Below are 14070 nucleotides of genomic sequence, written 5' to 3'. Positions count from 1 at the left end.
CGAGGCTTAAGCGCGCGTGCTCACTGATCGAGCACGAGCTTGATGTCGAGCGGCGGCGTCGCACGCACGAGGTTGACGCGTTTGACGCCCGTGGCCGGGGCATCCGCGTAGGCAAGGTAGTCGATCGTCCAGCCGTCCTGGCGGAGCTGCTTGATGCGCGTGCCGTCGGCCGGGTCGCGCACCGTTTCCGCGGGCGTCGCCGGGGCGGCGGTGGGCAGCAGCCAGTAGCGCAGGCCCGCGAGCGGCAGCTCGAAGCCGAGCGCTTTCTGCATCAGGTCGCCGACGTCGGGCGCATATTGGGTCGGGCGGTTCGGCAATTCGAGCGACGCCGCGCGCGGCGTCGATTTCACGACCGCGAGCGTCTGGCCGAGCGGGCTGCGCAGTTCGAGCGACACGTCGTCGCCGTGCTCTTGCCAGTCGAAGTTGCCGTACACGTTCTGCGGGTTGCCGAGACGATCGTCGTACCGCACCGCGAAGCGGCCGTGGTACGCATGGGTCGCCGCCGTCTGCAGCACGGCGCCCGTCGGCGCGTTGGCCGACGGCGGCGTGCTCGCGCAGCCGGCGAGCGCGAGCGCCGCGCCGGCCGCGGCCAGCGTGCGCTGCGCGCGCGAGGGCAGGGAAAACATCGGGAACATCCGCATCAAAGGTCGTTGATCTGTAGGCGTTTCAGCGTCTGCACGAGCGTTTCGTTGTCGGGTTCGAGCTTCCGCGCGGCACGCCACGCGTTGCGCGCGTCGTCCTGCGCGCCGCTCTTCCACAGCACTTCGCCGAGATGCGCGCCGATTTCGGCGTTCGGCTGCAGTTCGTATGCGCGCTGCAGCACCTTCGTCGCGCCGGCCGTGTCGCCCATCCGGTACTTCACCCAGCCGAGGCTGTCCATGATGTATGCGTCGTTCGGCGCGAGCGACATCGCCTTGTCGATCAGCTTGCTGGCCTCGGGCAGGCGCTGGTTGCGGTCGGCGAGCGAATAGCCGAGCGCGTTGTAGGCCTGCGGGTTGTCGGGCTGCGTACGGATCAGCTCGCGCAACTGCTTTTCCATCGTCGCGTAGTGGCCCGTCTTTTCGGCCGCCATCGCGTAGTCGTAGCGCAGGTCGGGATCGTCCGGGAAGTCCTGGACGGCCTGTCCGAGCCGCGCTTCCGCTTCCGGATAGCGCTTCGCGGTGAACAGGATCGACGCATCCGTGCGCGCCACCACGGCCGCGTCGCGCGGATCCGTGATCGGCAGGTTGTCGAGCACCTTGCGCGCCTCGTCGGTCTTGCCCTGTTTCTGCAGCAGTTGCGCGCGCGTGATCTGCGCGGGCAGGTAGTGCTGGCTCGTCTGGTCGACCTTGTCGAGCCATTGCGACGCCTGCGCATCGTTGTTCTGGTCGATCGCGATCTGCGCGAGGTAGATGTAGCCCTGGCCGACGTCGAGGTTCGGCTGCTTGTCGCCGAGCTGCACGTACTGCTTCAGGTAGCCGGTCGCCTCGTCGAGTTTCTTCTGCTGGATCTTGATCAGCGCGAGCGCCATCAGCGGCGTCGGATCCTTCGCGTCGAGCTTGCGCATCGTCTCGAACTGCTTCTGCGCATCGTCGAGGCGGTCGTCGGCGAGATAGAGCTGCGACAGCGCGAGCCGTGCGTCGCGCGACTTCGGATTCTGCTGAACATACTTCTCGAACGACGCGATGCCCGCCGCGCGTTCCGCCGGCCCCATCTGCGACAGCATCAACGCAGCCGGCAGGTAGTCGGGGCGGATCTGCAGCGCCTGCTTCAGCGACTGCGCGGCGCCGTCCTTGTCGTCGACCGCGAGCTGCTGGCGTGCGATCGCGAGCTGCGCCTCGGGGCGGCTCATGTCGTTCTTCAGCATGTCCTTCAGCACCGCGAGGCCGCCGACGCGGTCGGGGCCGCGCACGAGCAGCGCCTGCAGCGCGAGGATCGCCGGGCCGCGCGTCTCGCCGGTCGCGCGGGCCAGCTCGCGCGCGAGCATCGGCTGCGCGTCGGCCGGCTTGCCGGCGAGCACCAGCAGCGCGGCGTCGACCTGCGACGCGCGGTTCGAATCCGGCGCGTACTGACGCCACAGATTCGCGGCGGACAGCGCGTCGGCCGGGCTCTGTGCGCCGAGCGCGATTTCGGTCGCGCGCTGCGCCATGCGCGGATCGCGCGTGTCGCGGGCAAGCGCGAGGTAGGTCTGGTAGGCCGGCGCCGGCTGGTTGCGCTGGAGCGCGACCTCGGCGGCGAGCACCTGGTAGACGATCTGGCTCGTCAGCGGCACGCCGGGGAGATTCTTCTGCTCGTCCGGCATCACATGCTCGAACGCACCCTGCGGCTGCGCGTCGTCCGATGCCGGATCCTGCGCGTGGGCCGGGAAGGCGGTGAGGGTCCAGGCGGCAAACAGCGCGGCGCCGAGTGCACGACGGACCGGGAAGGCGCGCGCGCCGCGCACGGCGGCGGGGCGCTTCTGAAGCAGCTTCGAGGGCAGAGTCATGGAAATCCGTTCGATGTTTCAACCGATTGTAACGCGCTCGCTACAATACACGCACGATCGTGATAGGGTCCGCTTGCCTGTGGAATCCCCATGCGAATGCCCGAAATCGCGCGCCTCGCGTGCTGCCGGGCGGGCGATTTCGGGCATTCCCGTGTTTCATTCGGGGGAGTCGCGAGAGCGGCCGCTCGCGCGGCAGCGCATGCGCGTTCCCCATGCAAGCAGACCGTAGCCTCAGACCCGCAAAACATGCCAGAGTTGCCAGAAGTCGAAGTCACGCGCCGGGGCATCGAGCCCTTTGTCGCGGGCCGCCGCGTCGAGCGTGTCGACGTCCGTACCGCGATGCTGCGCTGGCCCGTGCCGGCGGGGCTCGCCGAGCAGTTGCGCGCGCGCGAGGTGCTCGCCGTCGAGCGCCGCGGCAAGTACCTGCTGTTCGAAGTCGATGCCGGCTGGTTCATCGTCCATCTCGGGATGACCGGCACGCTGCGTGTGCTGCCCGCGGCCGGCGTGCCGGTCGCCGCGAAGCACGACCACATCGACTGGATCTTCGACGAGTTCGTGCTGCGGTTTCGCGACCCGCGCCGTTTCGGCGCCGTGTTGTGGCACCCGCGCGAAGCAGGCGACGTGCATGCGCATCCGCTCCTCGCGAGCCTCGGCGTCGAGCCGTTCTCGCCGGCGTTCACCGGCGCGCTGCTGCACGCGCGCACGCGCGGCCGCACGGTATCGGTCAAGCAGGCGCTGCTCGCGGGCGACATGGTCGTCGGCGTCGGGAACATCTATGCGTCGGAGAGCCTGTTTCGCGCGGGCATCCGGCCGACGACGGCCGCCGGCAAGGTTTCGCTGGCGCGCTACGAGCGGCTGGCCGACGCGGTGCGCGCGACGCTCGCCGACGCGATCGAGCGCGGCGGCAGCACGTTGCGCGACTTCGTCGGCAGCAACGGCGAAAGCGGCTACTTCCAGCTCGACTGCTTCGTCTATGATCGTGCGGGCCAGCCGTGCCGCGTCTGCGGCACGTCGGTTCGCCAGATCGTGCAGGGCCAGCGGTCGACCTATTTCTGCCCGACGTGCCAGCGTTGAAACCCTTTTCCACGATCAGACAACTTGAAGCCGCCCCGCATCGCCCCCGCTCCGTTCCCCGTCACGCCGCTGCATCGCACGTTCGCCACGCGTCTCGTCGCGTGGCAGCGCGAGCATGGCCGCCATGACCTGCCGTGGCAGAACACCCGCGATCCGTACCGGATCTGGCTGTCGGAAATCATGCTGCAGCAGACCCAGGTGTCGACCGTCATTCCGTATTACACGCGCTTTCTCGACCGCTACCCCGACGTCGCCGCGCTCGCGGCCGCGCCGAGCGACGACGTGATGGCGTTGTGGGCGGGGCTCGGCTACTACTCGCGCGCGCGCAACCTGCACCGCTGCGCGCAGGTCGTCGTCGCCGAGCACGGCGGCGCGTTTCCGGCGACGCCCGACGCGCTGGCCGAACTGCCGGGCATCGGCCGCTCGACGGCCGCCGCGATCGCGTCGTTCGCGTACGGCGCGCGCGCGACGATCCTCGACGGCAACGTGAAGCGCGTGCTTGCGCGGGTATTCGGCGTCGAGGGCTTTCCGGGGGAGAAGCGTGTCGAGAACGACATGTGGGCGCTCGCCGAATCGCTGCTGCCCGATGCCGCGAACGCGGCCGACGTGAGCGCGTATACGCAGGGGCTGATGGATCTGGGTGCGACGCTGTGCGTGCGCGGCAAGCCCGACTGCGCGCGCTGCCCGTTCGCGGGCGACTGCGTCGCGCAATCGACCGGCCGCCAGCGCGAACTGCCGGCCGCGCGGCCGAAGAAGGCCGTGCCGACGCGCAAGACCTGGATGCTCGTGCTGCGCGACGGCGACGCCGTGCTGCTGGAGCGACGGCCGCCGACCGGCATCTGGGGCGGGCTGTGGAGCCTGCCGCAAGCGGACGGCGATGCCGCGCTGGCCGATCTCGCGCGCGGCTTCGGCGGCGGCGGCACGGTGCCGCTCGCGCCGCTCACGCACACGTTCACGCATTTCCGGCTCGAGATCGAGCCGCGGCTGAGCGATGTGGCGGACGGCGGCGGCCTGCCGTCGCAGGCGCGGGACGCGGACACCGCGTGGGTGCCGCTGAGCCGGCTCGACGCGTACGGCGTGCCGGCGCCCGTGCGCAAGCTGCTCGACGCGCTGAGCGGGCCGCTGCTGTAACGAACGGGAAGGGCGCGGCGCGGGCCGCTGCTGTAACGAACGGGAAGGGCGCGGCGCGGGCCGCGTGCGGGAAGGCGCCGGGTGGCCGCGCGCAGGAGAGGTTTTCGGGCGGGCGCGACGCGCGATGCGCGACGGAGCGGGCGCGGGCGTTACAGCCAGCCGTGCCGGTCGAGCACGTGGTGCACGGCGTCGATGCGCGCGCCGACGTCCGGAAACTCCATCAGCTTCTGCCGTGCGCGCAGGTCGAGCGGCAGCAGTTCCGCGAGGCGGTTCGATACCCAGCTCGGATCGTCGAGGCGGAACGGCTCGCCGAACGGCATTTTCTCCGGATCGGACTTCTTCAGCGCGTCGATGATGCGCTCGAGCACCTCGGCGCACGAGCCGAACTGCGCGAGCGCCTGTTCGCCTTCGAGCGGGATGTCGTCGGGCAGCGGCTCCGCGATGCCGACCAGCAGCCCGTTGCCTTCGACGCGATACGACAGCAGCTCGAAACGCTGCGTGCCGACCGCCTGCAGATACAGCATCCCGAATTCGCCGGTATCGCACTCGGTGATGCGCGCCATGCAGCCGATGGTCTCGGGCACCGACACCGCGCCATCCTGCGCGACTTCGGGCCCGCTCTTGAGCAGGCATACGCCGAACGGTGCGTCGTCGCGCAGGCAGGCGCGCGACATGTCGAGATAGCGCGCCTCGAACACCTTGAGCGGGAGCAGCCCTCCCGGAAACAGCACCGTGTGCAGCGGAAACAGCGGCAGGTCGATCAGGGTGGTCGATAGGGAGGACATGGCGCGCGGGCGTGGGGGCGGGTGTCGCTAGGGTCGGTCGACCTCGGAGACGAGCCGCGACGACGCGTCGACATCCACCGGCGCGTCACGATGCCGCACGATCACGTTCGCCTCGCGCGCCAGGCGCGCGGCGAGCGTTTCCGCGATGAACACCGAGCGATGCTGGCCGCCCGTGCAGCCGATGGCGACGGTCAGGTAGCTGCGGTTGTCATCGCGGAAGTGCGGCAGCCATTTCATCAGGAACGCATGGATGTCGTCGATCATCTGGTGGACGATCGGCAGTGCGTCGAGAAAGGCGATGACCGGCTGGTCGAGCCCGGTGAGCGGGCGCAACTCGTGGTCGTAGTACGGATTCGGCAGCGCGCGCACGTCGAACATCAGGTCGGCGTCGAGCGGCACGCCGCGCTTGAAGCCGAACGATTCGAACATCACCATCAGGTCGTTGTTCTTTTGCTCGATGAAGCGCTTGACCCAGGTGCGCAGCGCGTTCGCGCGCAGCGTGCTGGTATCGATCTGATGGCCGAATTCGGCGAGCGGCGCGACGAGCTCGCGCTCGCGCTCGATCGCTTCCTCGAGCGACGACAGCAGGCCGACGTCGGCATCGTGCGACCGCGAGCCGGACAGCGGATGGCGGCGACGCGTTTCGGAGAAGCGCTGGATCAGCGCCTGGGTGCTCGCGTTGAGGAACAGCACGCGCACGTCGTGCTCGCGGGACAGCTCGCGGATCAGGCCGGGCATTTCATCGAGCGACGCGCTCGAGCGCGCGTCGATCGCGACCGCGAGCCGGCGCTGGCCGTCCTGCGCAAGGTAGCGGGCGAGTTCGGGGAGCACGTGCGGCGGCAGGTTGTCGACGCAGTAATAGCCTGCGTCCTCGAGCGCGTTCAGCGCGACGGACTTGCCTGAGCCGGAGATGCCGGTGATGAGGACGATGCGCATGGGAACAGAGAATCCTGACGTTTCATCATAGCACCGGCTCGACGCGTCGGCGTTGCGCGGCCGGCGCGTGCGGGTTACACCAGTTTGCCGGGGAACTGACTGTCGGGATCTTGCATCGCGAGTCGTTGCCGATCCATGAAATCGCGCAACGTGTCGATTCCGCGCAACTGCAGGATCGTGTTCCGGACGGCCGCCTCGACGAGCACCGCGAGGTTGCGGCCGGCCGCGACCTGGATCGTGACCTTGCTGATCGGCAAGCCGAGCACGTCGACGGTCTGGCTTTCGAGCGGCAGGCGCTGGAATTCGCCGTCGGGGCGCCGCACGAGCTGGACGATCAGCTTCAGCTTCATTTTCCGCCGCACCGCGGTTTCACCGAAGATCGTCTTGATGTCGAGCAGGCCGAGGCCGCGCACTTCGAGCAGGTTCTGCAGCAGCGGCGGGCAGCGCCCTTCGACGAAATCGGGGCCAAGACGGACGAAATCGACCGCGTCGTCGGCGACGAGGCCGTGGCCGCGGCTGATCAGCTCGAGGCCGAGCTCGCTCTTGCCGAGGCCCGAATCGCCGGTCAGCAGCACGCCCATCCCGAGGATGTCGAGGAACACGCCGTGCAGCGTCGCGCGCGGCGCGAGGATGCGCGACATGTAGAGCCGCAGGCTGTCGATCACCGCGGCGGCCGACATCGGCGTCGTGAACAGCGGCGTGGACGAGCGCGTGCAGCGCAGCACCAGTTCGGGCGGCGCCGCCGCGCCGCCGGCGACGACGAGGAACGGCGGCTCGAGCGCGATCAGCTCGGCCATGTGGCGCGAGCGGTCTTCGTCGGTCTGGCGCTGGTAGTAGTCGATTTCGGCTTCGCCGAGCACCTGGATCCGGTTCGGGTGGATCAGGTTCAGGTGGCCGACGAGGTCGGCGCTCGATGTCGCGTTGCCGACCGTGTCGGCCGAAAAGCCGCGTTCCCAGCCTTCATGCCCCGTCAGCCAGCTCAGTTTCAGCGTGGCTGCGTTGTCGTCGAAGATGCTCTGGGCGTTGATGCTGGACGTATCCATGACTCTCGTCACTCCAATGGGCCGGTGCGGGCGCGCGGCGACGGACGTCGCCATGCCGGGCCGGCGCCGGGCGGCCCTGGACGGCGGCATGCGCCGCCTCGTACGGGGAAATATTCCGCCCGGAACAACTCAAGGTTGCCACTGAGTGAGCAGGCGATGCAACTCGGCGATATCCGTTTCGTTGTGCAGACGCTCGCGCGCGTCGCGATCGGACAGCAGTTGCGCGATCTCCGACAGGATCTCGAGGTGCTGCTGCGTGGCTTGCTCGGGGACGAGCAGGAAGATCAGGAGGCTGACCGGCTGGCCGTCGGGCGCTTCGAACGGAATCGCATCGGCGAGGCGGACGAACGCGGCGAGCGGATGCTTGAGGCCCTTGATGCGGCCGTGCGGAATCGCGACACCTTCGCCGAGCCCGGTCGAACCGAGGCGCTCGCGCGCGAACAGGTTGTCCGTGACGGTGCTGCGGCCGATGCCGTTCTGATTCTCGAACATCAGCCCGGCTTGTTCGAAGACGCGTTTCTTGCTGGTGACCGAGAGGTCGATGACGACGTTCTCTATGGGCAGGATTTTGGCTAGGCGATTCATGTTGGCAGGCGATTGGGCGGCCTGGGGTCTCCTTGCGGCGGCGGACTGATTTTCCATGTTCGGCGATATCAAGGCATGTGGCATGGCAACCTGCAACGCCGCTACCGCATCCAACACCCCCCGGCGATAACCGGGACATTATAGAGCACAGCCGCGCGCGTGGCGCAGCACGGTCGGACCGGTTGCACCTGCGCTCGGAGTGGCAAAAAAAACGCCCGGCGAACCGGGCGGCGTGCGTGTTGCGGTGACGATTACTGCGGCGGCAGTTCGATCTGGTCGATCGACGGTTGAAGCTTGATCGGGTCGTGCGCGTGCGTTTGCAGGCGCTCCATGTGCTTGACGACCTGGCGATCCAGCTTGTCGATCAGCAGATCGATCGCGGCGTACAGGTTGCCGTTCGCGCTTTCGACGAAGATGTCCTTGCCCTTCAGGTGCAGGTTGATTTCCGCGCGCTGCTGCTTGTCCTTTTCCTTGTGGTTGTCGACCGAGAGGATCACAGTGCCATCGATCACCTGATCGCTATGCCGTAGCACCCGGTCCAGCTTGGTGATCACGTATTCGCGAATTGCAGGCGTGACTTCGAGATGATGTCCACTGATCTTCAGGTTCATAGTGCTTCTCCAAGCGAGTGACCACCCGGCCGCATCGAGGCGGCGCTCCGGTCGACTTGCCCGTGCCGCACGAAGGCGGCGTATCGCGGACAGGTCGCCCGGCCTGTTCCCCGTGTGCGCGGTGGTCGGGACACGCCTGCCGCCGGGCAGGCAGCAGGCTTAAAGAGACTTGCGCAGATTCACTGCCGGGATCTTGAGGGCTTCGCGATATTTCGCAACCGTGCGGCGCGCGACCACGAAACCCTGTTCTGCCAGCAGCTCGGCAATGCGGCTATCCGAAAGTGGCGATTTTGGGTCTTCAGCTCCTATCAGTTGCTTGATGAGGGCTCGGATGGCGGTCGACGAGGCGGCGCCACCGGTGTCGGTCGAGACGTGAGATCCGAAGAAGTACTTAAATTCAAGCGTCCCGAACGGGGTCAGCATGTACTTCCCGGTTGTCACACGGCTGACAGTCGACTCGTGTAGGCCCAGCGTATCAGCTATTTCCCGCAAAACCAAGGGGCGCATGGCAATTTCACCGTGCGCGAAGAAATTCTTCTGACGCTCGACAATAGCCTGCGCGACACGCAGGATCGTGTCGAAACGCTGCTGGATGTTCTTGATCAGCCAGCGCGCTTCCTGGAGCTGCTGTTTCAACGATCCGGCCGACGGGTCGCCGCGGCTGTTGCGCAGGATGTTCGCGTACAGGTTGTTGATCCGCAGGCGCGGCACGACCTCCGGATTGAGCTCCGCGAGCCAGCCCTGGCCGGCCTTCTTCACGATGATGTCGGGCACGACGTAGTCGGCCTCGGCCTTCCCGTAAGCGGCACCGGGGAACGGCTCCAGCGAGCGGATCAGCGCGTGCGCGTCGCGCAGCGCGTCGTCGGTCGCCTTCAGGTGCTTGCGCAACCGTGTGAAGTCGCGTGCGGCGAGCAGTTCGAGATGCTGCGACACGATCTCGAGCGCGAGCGTGCGCGTGGGGGACGGATCGAGACGCAGCAACTGCAGCTTCAGGCATTCGGAGGCCGAGCGCGCGCCGACGCCGGCCGGGTCGAAGCTGTGCAGCAGCGCGAGCGCCGCGTTCAGTTCGTCGCAGTCGATTTCCAGCTCGGGCGGCAGATCGGCGAGCACTTCGTCGAGCGTGGCGGTCAGATAGCCGTCGTCGTCGAGCGATTCGATCAGGAACATCACGAGCGCGCGATCGCGCGGGCCGGCCTGCGTGACGCGCAACTGCGCGGACAGGTGGTCGCGCAGCGACGTCGCGGCTTCCTGCACCTGCAGCGGCGGCAGATCGTCGTCGTCGGACGCGCCGCTCGAGCGGCCGTATTCGTCGAGATTCCACTGCGGGCCGTCGCTGCCGTCGCCGGACGCATAGCCGTCGTATTCGTCGGCGCCTGCCGGCTCGTCGCGTTCCGCGCGATCGCTGGACGTACTGGTGCCGTTGGCCGCGGCGGGTTCGGTGTTCGATGCGGGTGGCGTCTGCGCGATCAGCGATCCGTCCGCGGCGACGCGCAGCGGGCTCGCGATCCATTCGTCGTCGTTCTCGAGCAGCGGGTTCTGCGCGACGGCCATCGCGACTTCCTGCTGCAATTCGAGCGTCGACAACTGCAGGAGCCGGATCGACTGCTGCAGCTGGGGCGTCAGCGCAAGATGTTGCGACAGGCGGAGTTGAAGGCTGGCTTTCATGGCAAGGAGGGAGTCATACCGGCAGTTTGCCACGACCCAGGCGCGTTGAGCCATCCGCGATTACGCGTGGCGCGCCGCCCGGCCGCGGGCATGCCCGCGGGCGTGGATGCAAAGCGGGGCGCAGCCCCGCGCGGCGCTGCCGGGCGGGGTGCAGCCAGCCACGAGGAGGACGTTACATGCGGAAGTGCTCGCCGAGGTACACGCGGCGCACGCTTTCGTTTTCGATGATTTCGCTCGGCGCGCCAGCGGCCAGCACCGAACCGTCGCTGATGATGTAAGCGTGGTCGCAGATGCCGAGCGTTTCGCGGACGTTGTGGTCCGTGATCAGCACGCCGATGTTGCGCTGTTTCAGGAACTTGACGATCTTCTGGATCTCGAGCACGGCGATCGGGTCGACGCCGGCGAACGGTTCGTCGAGCAGGATGAAGCTCGGGTTGGTCGCGAGCGCGCGCGCGATTTCGACGCGGCGCCGTTCGCCGCCCGACAGCGACAGCGCGGGGTTCTCGCGCAGGTGGCCGATCTGCAGCTCGTCGAGCAGCGCTTCGGTGCGCGCCGAGATCGCGTCCTTCGACAGCCGCTTGCCGTCTTCGCCGTGCTGCAGCTCGAGCACCGCGCGGATGTTTTCCTCGACGGTCAGCTTGCGGAACACGGACGCTTCCTGCGGCAGGTACGACAGGCCGAGCGACGCGCGCTTGTGGATCGGCAGCAGGCCGATCGAGCTGCCGTTCAGCGAGATTTCGCCCGCGTCCGTCGGTACGAGGCCGACGATCATGTAGAACGACGTGGTCTTGCCGGCGCCGTTCGGGCCGAGCAGGCCGACGACCTCGCCGCTCTTCACGTCGAGCGACACGTCCTTGACGACCGTGCGCGAGCCGTAGCGCTTCTTCAGGTTGCGGACGACGAGCGAGCTCGTGGTGCCGGCCGGCTGGCGGTTGGGGAGCGCGTTCATTGGCCCGGCGCTCCCTGGATCGTGGTCGACGGCGACAGCTTGGCCGGCGCCCCGTTCAGCGGCGCGGGGCCGCCGTTCTTCGGCGACAGCATCGCGCGCACGCGGCCGTTCGGGTTGCCCGGCGCGGCGACGTCCTTGCCGCCCTTCGCGGTGTAGAAGTCGCGCTGGCCGTCGTACGTGATCACGCTGCCGTGCACGGTGTCGGCGACCGTCGACGTGCCCTGCAGGCGGCGCACGGTCGCGGCGGTGGTCAGCGTGGTCAGATCCTGCTTGCCGTCGTAGTCGATGCGTTCGGCGTCGCCGTCGATGTACTCGTCGAGGCCTTCGCGCTTCTGGCGGAACGTCGCGTGCTTCTTGCCGCTGCCGAACGACGTCGCGTACTGATAGCCTTCCGGGTCCTGGCGCACTTCGACGCGATCGCCCTTGATGATGATCGTGCCCTTCGTGATCACGACGTTGCCGGTCGCGACCGTGACCTGCTTCAGATCGTCATAGGTCAGGTTGTCGGCCTCGACGTTGATCGGCTTGTTCTGGTCGGCCTTCTCGGCATGGGCGAGCGGCGCCAGCCCGACGAGCGGGAGCGCCACGAGCGTCGCGGCGAGCGCGACGCGGACGGCGCGCGCAGCGCCGCCGGAAATCTGTCGAGGGAACGGTTCGTTCATGCAGTCACGTGAGGGATGCGTCACTTGGGTTGACCTTTCGAGCCGCCGGACGTGTCCGCCGCGGCGATCGTGCCGCGCACGTTGCCGTAAAGCTCGATGACCCGGGTGACGTTGTTGTACTTCATGCCGTCGGTCGCGTTGACGAGCGACAGGCCGCGCTGAAGTTTAACCGGCTTTTCGGTCTGGATCACATCGTCATTGACGAAGATCCGGAAATGCTGGGAATCGGCCTGCATCTGCGGATCGCCGCCGCCGGCCGCGCGCAGGATGCGCGCGTCGTCGTACAAGTCGACGATCGACACGTCGCCGTTGACGGTGCCGCGCTTCGCGGTGGTCGTCACGACCGGCTTGCCGGGCTGGAACGCGCGCATGGCCGGATCGGTCAGGTCGCTGCTTTCGGTATCTTCGTAATGGACCAGCTTCGCGGCCGTCAGCCGGTACTGGGTCGTGCCGGACTGGTCGAGCTCGGTGACCGAGAAGTTGTCCGCGAAATAGTCGGGCGTGTGGCGCTTCGGCTGCGCGGCGCCCTCGCCGGGCGGCGGCAGCGTGGCCTGCAGCAGCCACCACGTGACGCCCGCGAGCGCGGCGACCGCGGCGAGCGGCAGCATCTGGGTCCAGCGGAAATGCGTGCTCATCGGTCAGGCTCCGCAGGCGGCGGCGAGCAGCGCGTCGTAGCGGCGCTGCGCGCGCAGGACCGCATCGCAGACTTCGCGCACCGCGCCGTGGCCGCCGCGGGCCTCGGCGACCCAGTGCGCGCGGGCGATCACCTCGGGGTGCGCGTTCGCGGGGGCCGCGGCGAAGCCGCAGCGCAGCATCACCGGCAGGTCGGGCCAGTCGTCGCCCATGTAGCCGCATGCGTCGGCCGTCAGGCCGAGCGATGCGATCAGGTCGGCGAACACGGCGAGCTTGTTCTCGACGCCCTGGAACAGGTGCGCGATCTTCATTTCCTTCGCGCGCGCCGCGACGATGTCCGAGCGGCGGCCCGTGATGATCGCGGTCGCGATGCCGGCCTCGCCGAGCAGCTTCACGCCGTGGCCGTCGAGCGAATTGAACGACTTCATCGTGTCGCCGGCCGCGGTAAACAGCAGGCCGCCGTCGGTCAGCACGCCGTCGACGTCGAAAATCATCAGCTTCACGCGGCTCGCGCGTTCGGCCGCAGTCAGCGCTGCGCTCATCAGATCACCTTCTTCGAAAACAGGTCGTGCATGTTCAGCGCGCCGATCAGCGCGCCGTCGGCATCGACGACCAGCATCTGGTTGATCCGGTGGCGCTCCATCAGTTCAACGGCCTCGACCGCCAGGTGATCCGGCGCGATCGTGCGCGGCTCGCGCGTCATGACTTCGGTGATCGGCAGCGTGCGGAAATCGCCGTCGCGCGCGAGCACGCGGCGTAGGTCGCCGTCCGTGAAGATGCCGGCGACCTTGCCGTCGGCGTCGACCACGGCCGTCATGCCGAGGCGCTTCGCGGTGATCTGGAACAGCGCGTCCGATAGCGTCGCGTCGAGCCCGACGGCCGGGACGTCGTCGCCCGAGCGCATCACGTCGCGCACGTAGGTGAGCAGGCGCCGGCCGAGCGCGCCGCCCGGATGCGAGCGCGCGAAATCTTCCGAGCCGAAGCCGCGCGCGTCGAGCACGGCGACGGCGAGCGCGTCGCCGAGTGCGAGCGCGGCGGTCGTGCTCGCGGTGGGCGCGAGGTTCAGCGGGCATGCTTCCTTCGAGACCGCGGCGTTCAGGTTCACGTCGGCGAGCGTGCCGAGGCTCGACTCCGCACGGCCCGTGATCGCGATCAGCTTCGCGCCGATCCGCTTCACGAGCGGCAGGATCGCGACGAGTTCTTCCGATTCGCCGGAATAGGAGATGCCGATGAAGACGTCGTCGGAGGTGACCATCCCGAGGTCGCCGTGGCTGGCCTCGGCAGGGTGGACGAAGAAGGCCGGCGTGCCGGTGCTGGCCAGCGTGGCCGCGATCTTGCGGGCGATATGCCCCGATTTGCCGATGCCCGAGACCACGACGCGGCCGCGGCAGCCGAGCAGCAGCGCCACGGCCTGGACGAAGCCGCCGTCGAGCTGGTCGCGCAGCGCGCGCACGGCGTCCGCCTCGATGTCGAGCACGTCGCGGGCGAGCGCGAGCGCCCGGTCATCATTGATTTTCGCTATCATGCGCGGA

At 68.2% G+C, this 14070-nt stretch carries 15 protein-coding genes; 2 read left to right on the top strand and 13 right to left on the bottom strand.

Going from position 1 to position 14070, the window contains the following annotated elements; translation table 11 throughout:
* Positions 1-20: 20 nt before the first annotated feature.
* On the bottom strand, positions 21-641 hold the full coding sequence (gene lolB / locus QZM15_RS27275) for a lipoprotein insertase outer membrane protein LolB (protein ID WP_059575648.1): 621 nt from the start codon (positions 639-641) through the stop codon (positions 21-23).
* Positions 641-2464 carry a tetratricopeptide repeat protein gene (locus QZM15_RS27270; RefSeq protein ID WP_059642629.1) on the bottom strand — a complete coding sequence of 608 codons (1824 nt, stop codon included), beginning with the start codon at positions 2462-2464 and terminating at the stop codon, positions 641-643. Before QZM15_RS27270 ends, lolB begins: the two co-directional genes overlap by 1 nt.
* 246 nt (positions 2465-2710) lie before the next feature.
* Here QZM15_RS27270 and mutM point away from each other — a divergent pair, with 246 nt between their 5' ends.
* The gene (gene mutM, locus QZM15_RS27265) at positions 2711-3538 is read left to right on the top strand and encodes a bifunctional DNA-formamidopyrimidine glycosylase/DNA-(apurinic or apyrimidinic site) lyase (protein ID WP_059575651.1); all 828 of its coding nucleotides are present in this window, start codon (positions 2711-2713) and stop codon (positions 3536-3538) included.
* 24 nt (positions 3539-3562) lie between these two features.
* Positions 3563-4669, top strand: a complete 1107-nt coding sequence (gene mutY, locus QZM15_RS27260) for an A/G-specific adenine glycosylase (RefSeq protein ID WP_059642623.1) — start codon at positions 3563-3565, stop codon at positions 4667-4669.
* A 149-nt stretch (positions 4670-4818) separates the two neighbouring features.
* Here the strand turns inward: mutY and QZM15_RS27255 are convergent, their stop codons facing one another.
* From QZM15_RS27255 to kdsD, 11 genes are all read right to left on the bottom strand, one after another.
* Positions 4819-5454: an LON peptidase substrate-binding domain-containing protein gene (locus tag QZM15_RS27255; protein WP_011546241.1), complete on the bottom strand. Its 636-nt coding sequence runs from the start codon at positions 5452-5454 to the stop codon at positions 4819-4821.
* Between the two features lie 27 nt (positions 5455-5481).
* Entirely contained in the window at positions 5482-6390 is a 909-nt protein-coding gene (gene rapZ / locus QZM15_RS27250) for an RNase adapter RapZ (RefSeq protein ID WP_059575656.1), read from the bottom strand.
* Positions 6391-6464: 74 nt separating this feature from the next.
* On the bottom strand, positions 6465-7433 hold the full coding sequence (hprK, locus tag QZM15_RS27245; protein ID WP_006483133.1) for an HPr(Ser) kinase/phosphatase: 969 nt from the start codon (positions 7431-7433) through the stop codon (positions 6465-6467).
* 129 nt (positions 7434-7562) lie between these two features.
* Positions 7563-8075, bottom strand: coding sequence for a PTS sugar transporter subunit IIA (locus QZM15_RS27240; RefSeq protein ID WP_179231743.1), 513 nt, complete (start codon positions 8073-8075; stop codon positions 7563-7565).
* A 194-nt stretch (positions 8076-8269) separates the two neighbouring features.
* Entirely contained in the window at positions 8270-8629 is a 360-nt protein-coding gene (gene raiA / locus QZM15_RS27235; protein WP_006477786.1) for a ribosome-associated translation inhibitor RaiA, read from the bottom strand.
* Between the two features lie 159 nt (positions 8630-8788).
* The gene (locus QZM15_RS27230; protein ID WP_059642617.1) at positions 8789-10294 is read right to left on the bottom strand and encodes an RNA polymerase factor sigma-54; all 1506 of its coding nucleotides are present in this window, start codon (positions 10292-10294) and stop codon (positions 8789-8791) included.
* Positions 10295-10466: 172 nt separating this feature from the next.
* The gene (gene lptB / locus QZM15_RS27225; RefSeq protein ID WP_059575659.1) at positions 10467-11243 is read right to left on the bottom strand and encodes an LPS export ABC transporter ATP-binding protein; all 777 of its coding nucleotides are present in this window, start codon (positions 11241-11243) and stop codon (positions 10467-10469) included.
* Positions 11240-11905, bottom strand: a complete 666-nt coding sequence (gene lptA, locus QZM15_RS27220) for a lipopolysaccharide transport periplasmic protein LptA (RefSeq protein WP_049030379.1) — start codon at positions 11903-11905, stop codon at positions 11240-11242. Before lptA ends, lptB begins: the two co-directional genes overlap by 4 nt.
* A gap of 20 nt (positions 11906-11925) precedes the next feature.
* Positions 11926-12540 carry an LPS export ABC transporter periplasmic protein LptC gene (gene lptC, locus QZM15_RS27215; RefSeq protein WP_059506659.1) on the bottom strand — a complete coding sequence of 205 codons (615 nt, stop codon included), beginning with the start codon at positions 12538-12540 and terminating at the stop codon, positions 11926-11928.
* Between the two features lie 3 nt (positions 12541-12543).
* Positions 12544-13080 (bottom strand): HAD family hydrolase, encoded by a 537-nt coding sequence (locus tag QZM15_RS27210; protein ID WP_059575662.1) that lies wholly within the window; start codon positions 13078-13080, stop codon positions 12544-12546.
* On the bottom strand, positions 13080-14063 hold the full coding sequence (gene kdsD / locus QZM15_RS27205) for an arabinose 5-phosphate isomerase KdsD (protein WP_059575664.1): 984 nt from the start codon (positions 14061-14063) through the stop codon (positions 13080-13082). Before kdsD ends, QZM15_RS27210 begins: the two co-directional genes overlap by 1 nt.
* Positions 14064-14070: the final 7 nt, after the last annotated feature.

Source organism: Burkholderia sp. AU44665, assembly GCF_030504405.1.
Lineage (GTDB): Bacteria > Pseudomonadota > Gammaproteobacteria > Burkholderiales > Burkholderiaceae > Burkholderia > Burkholderia semiarida.
This window is presented reverse-complemented; position numbering and strand designations above follow the sequence as displayed.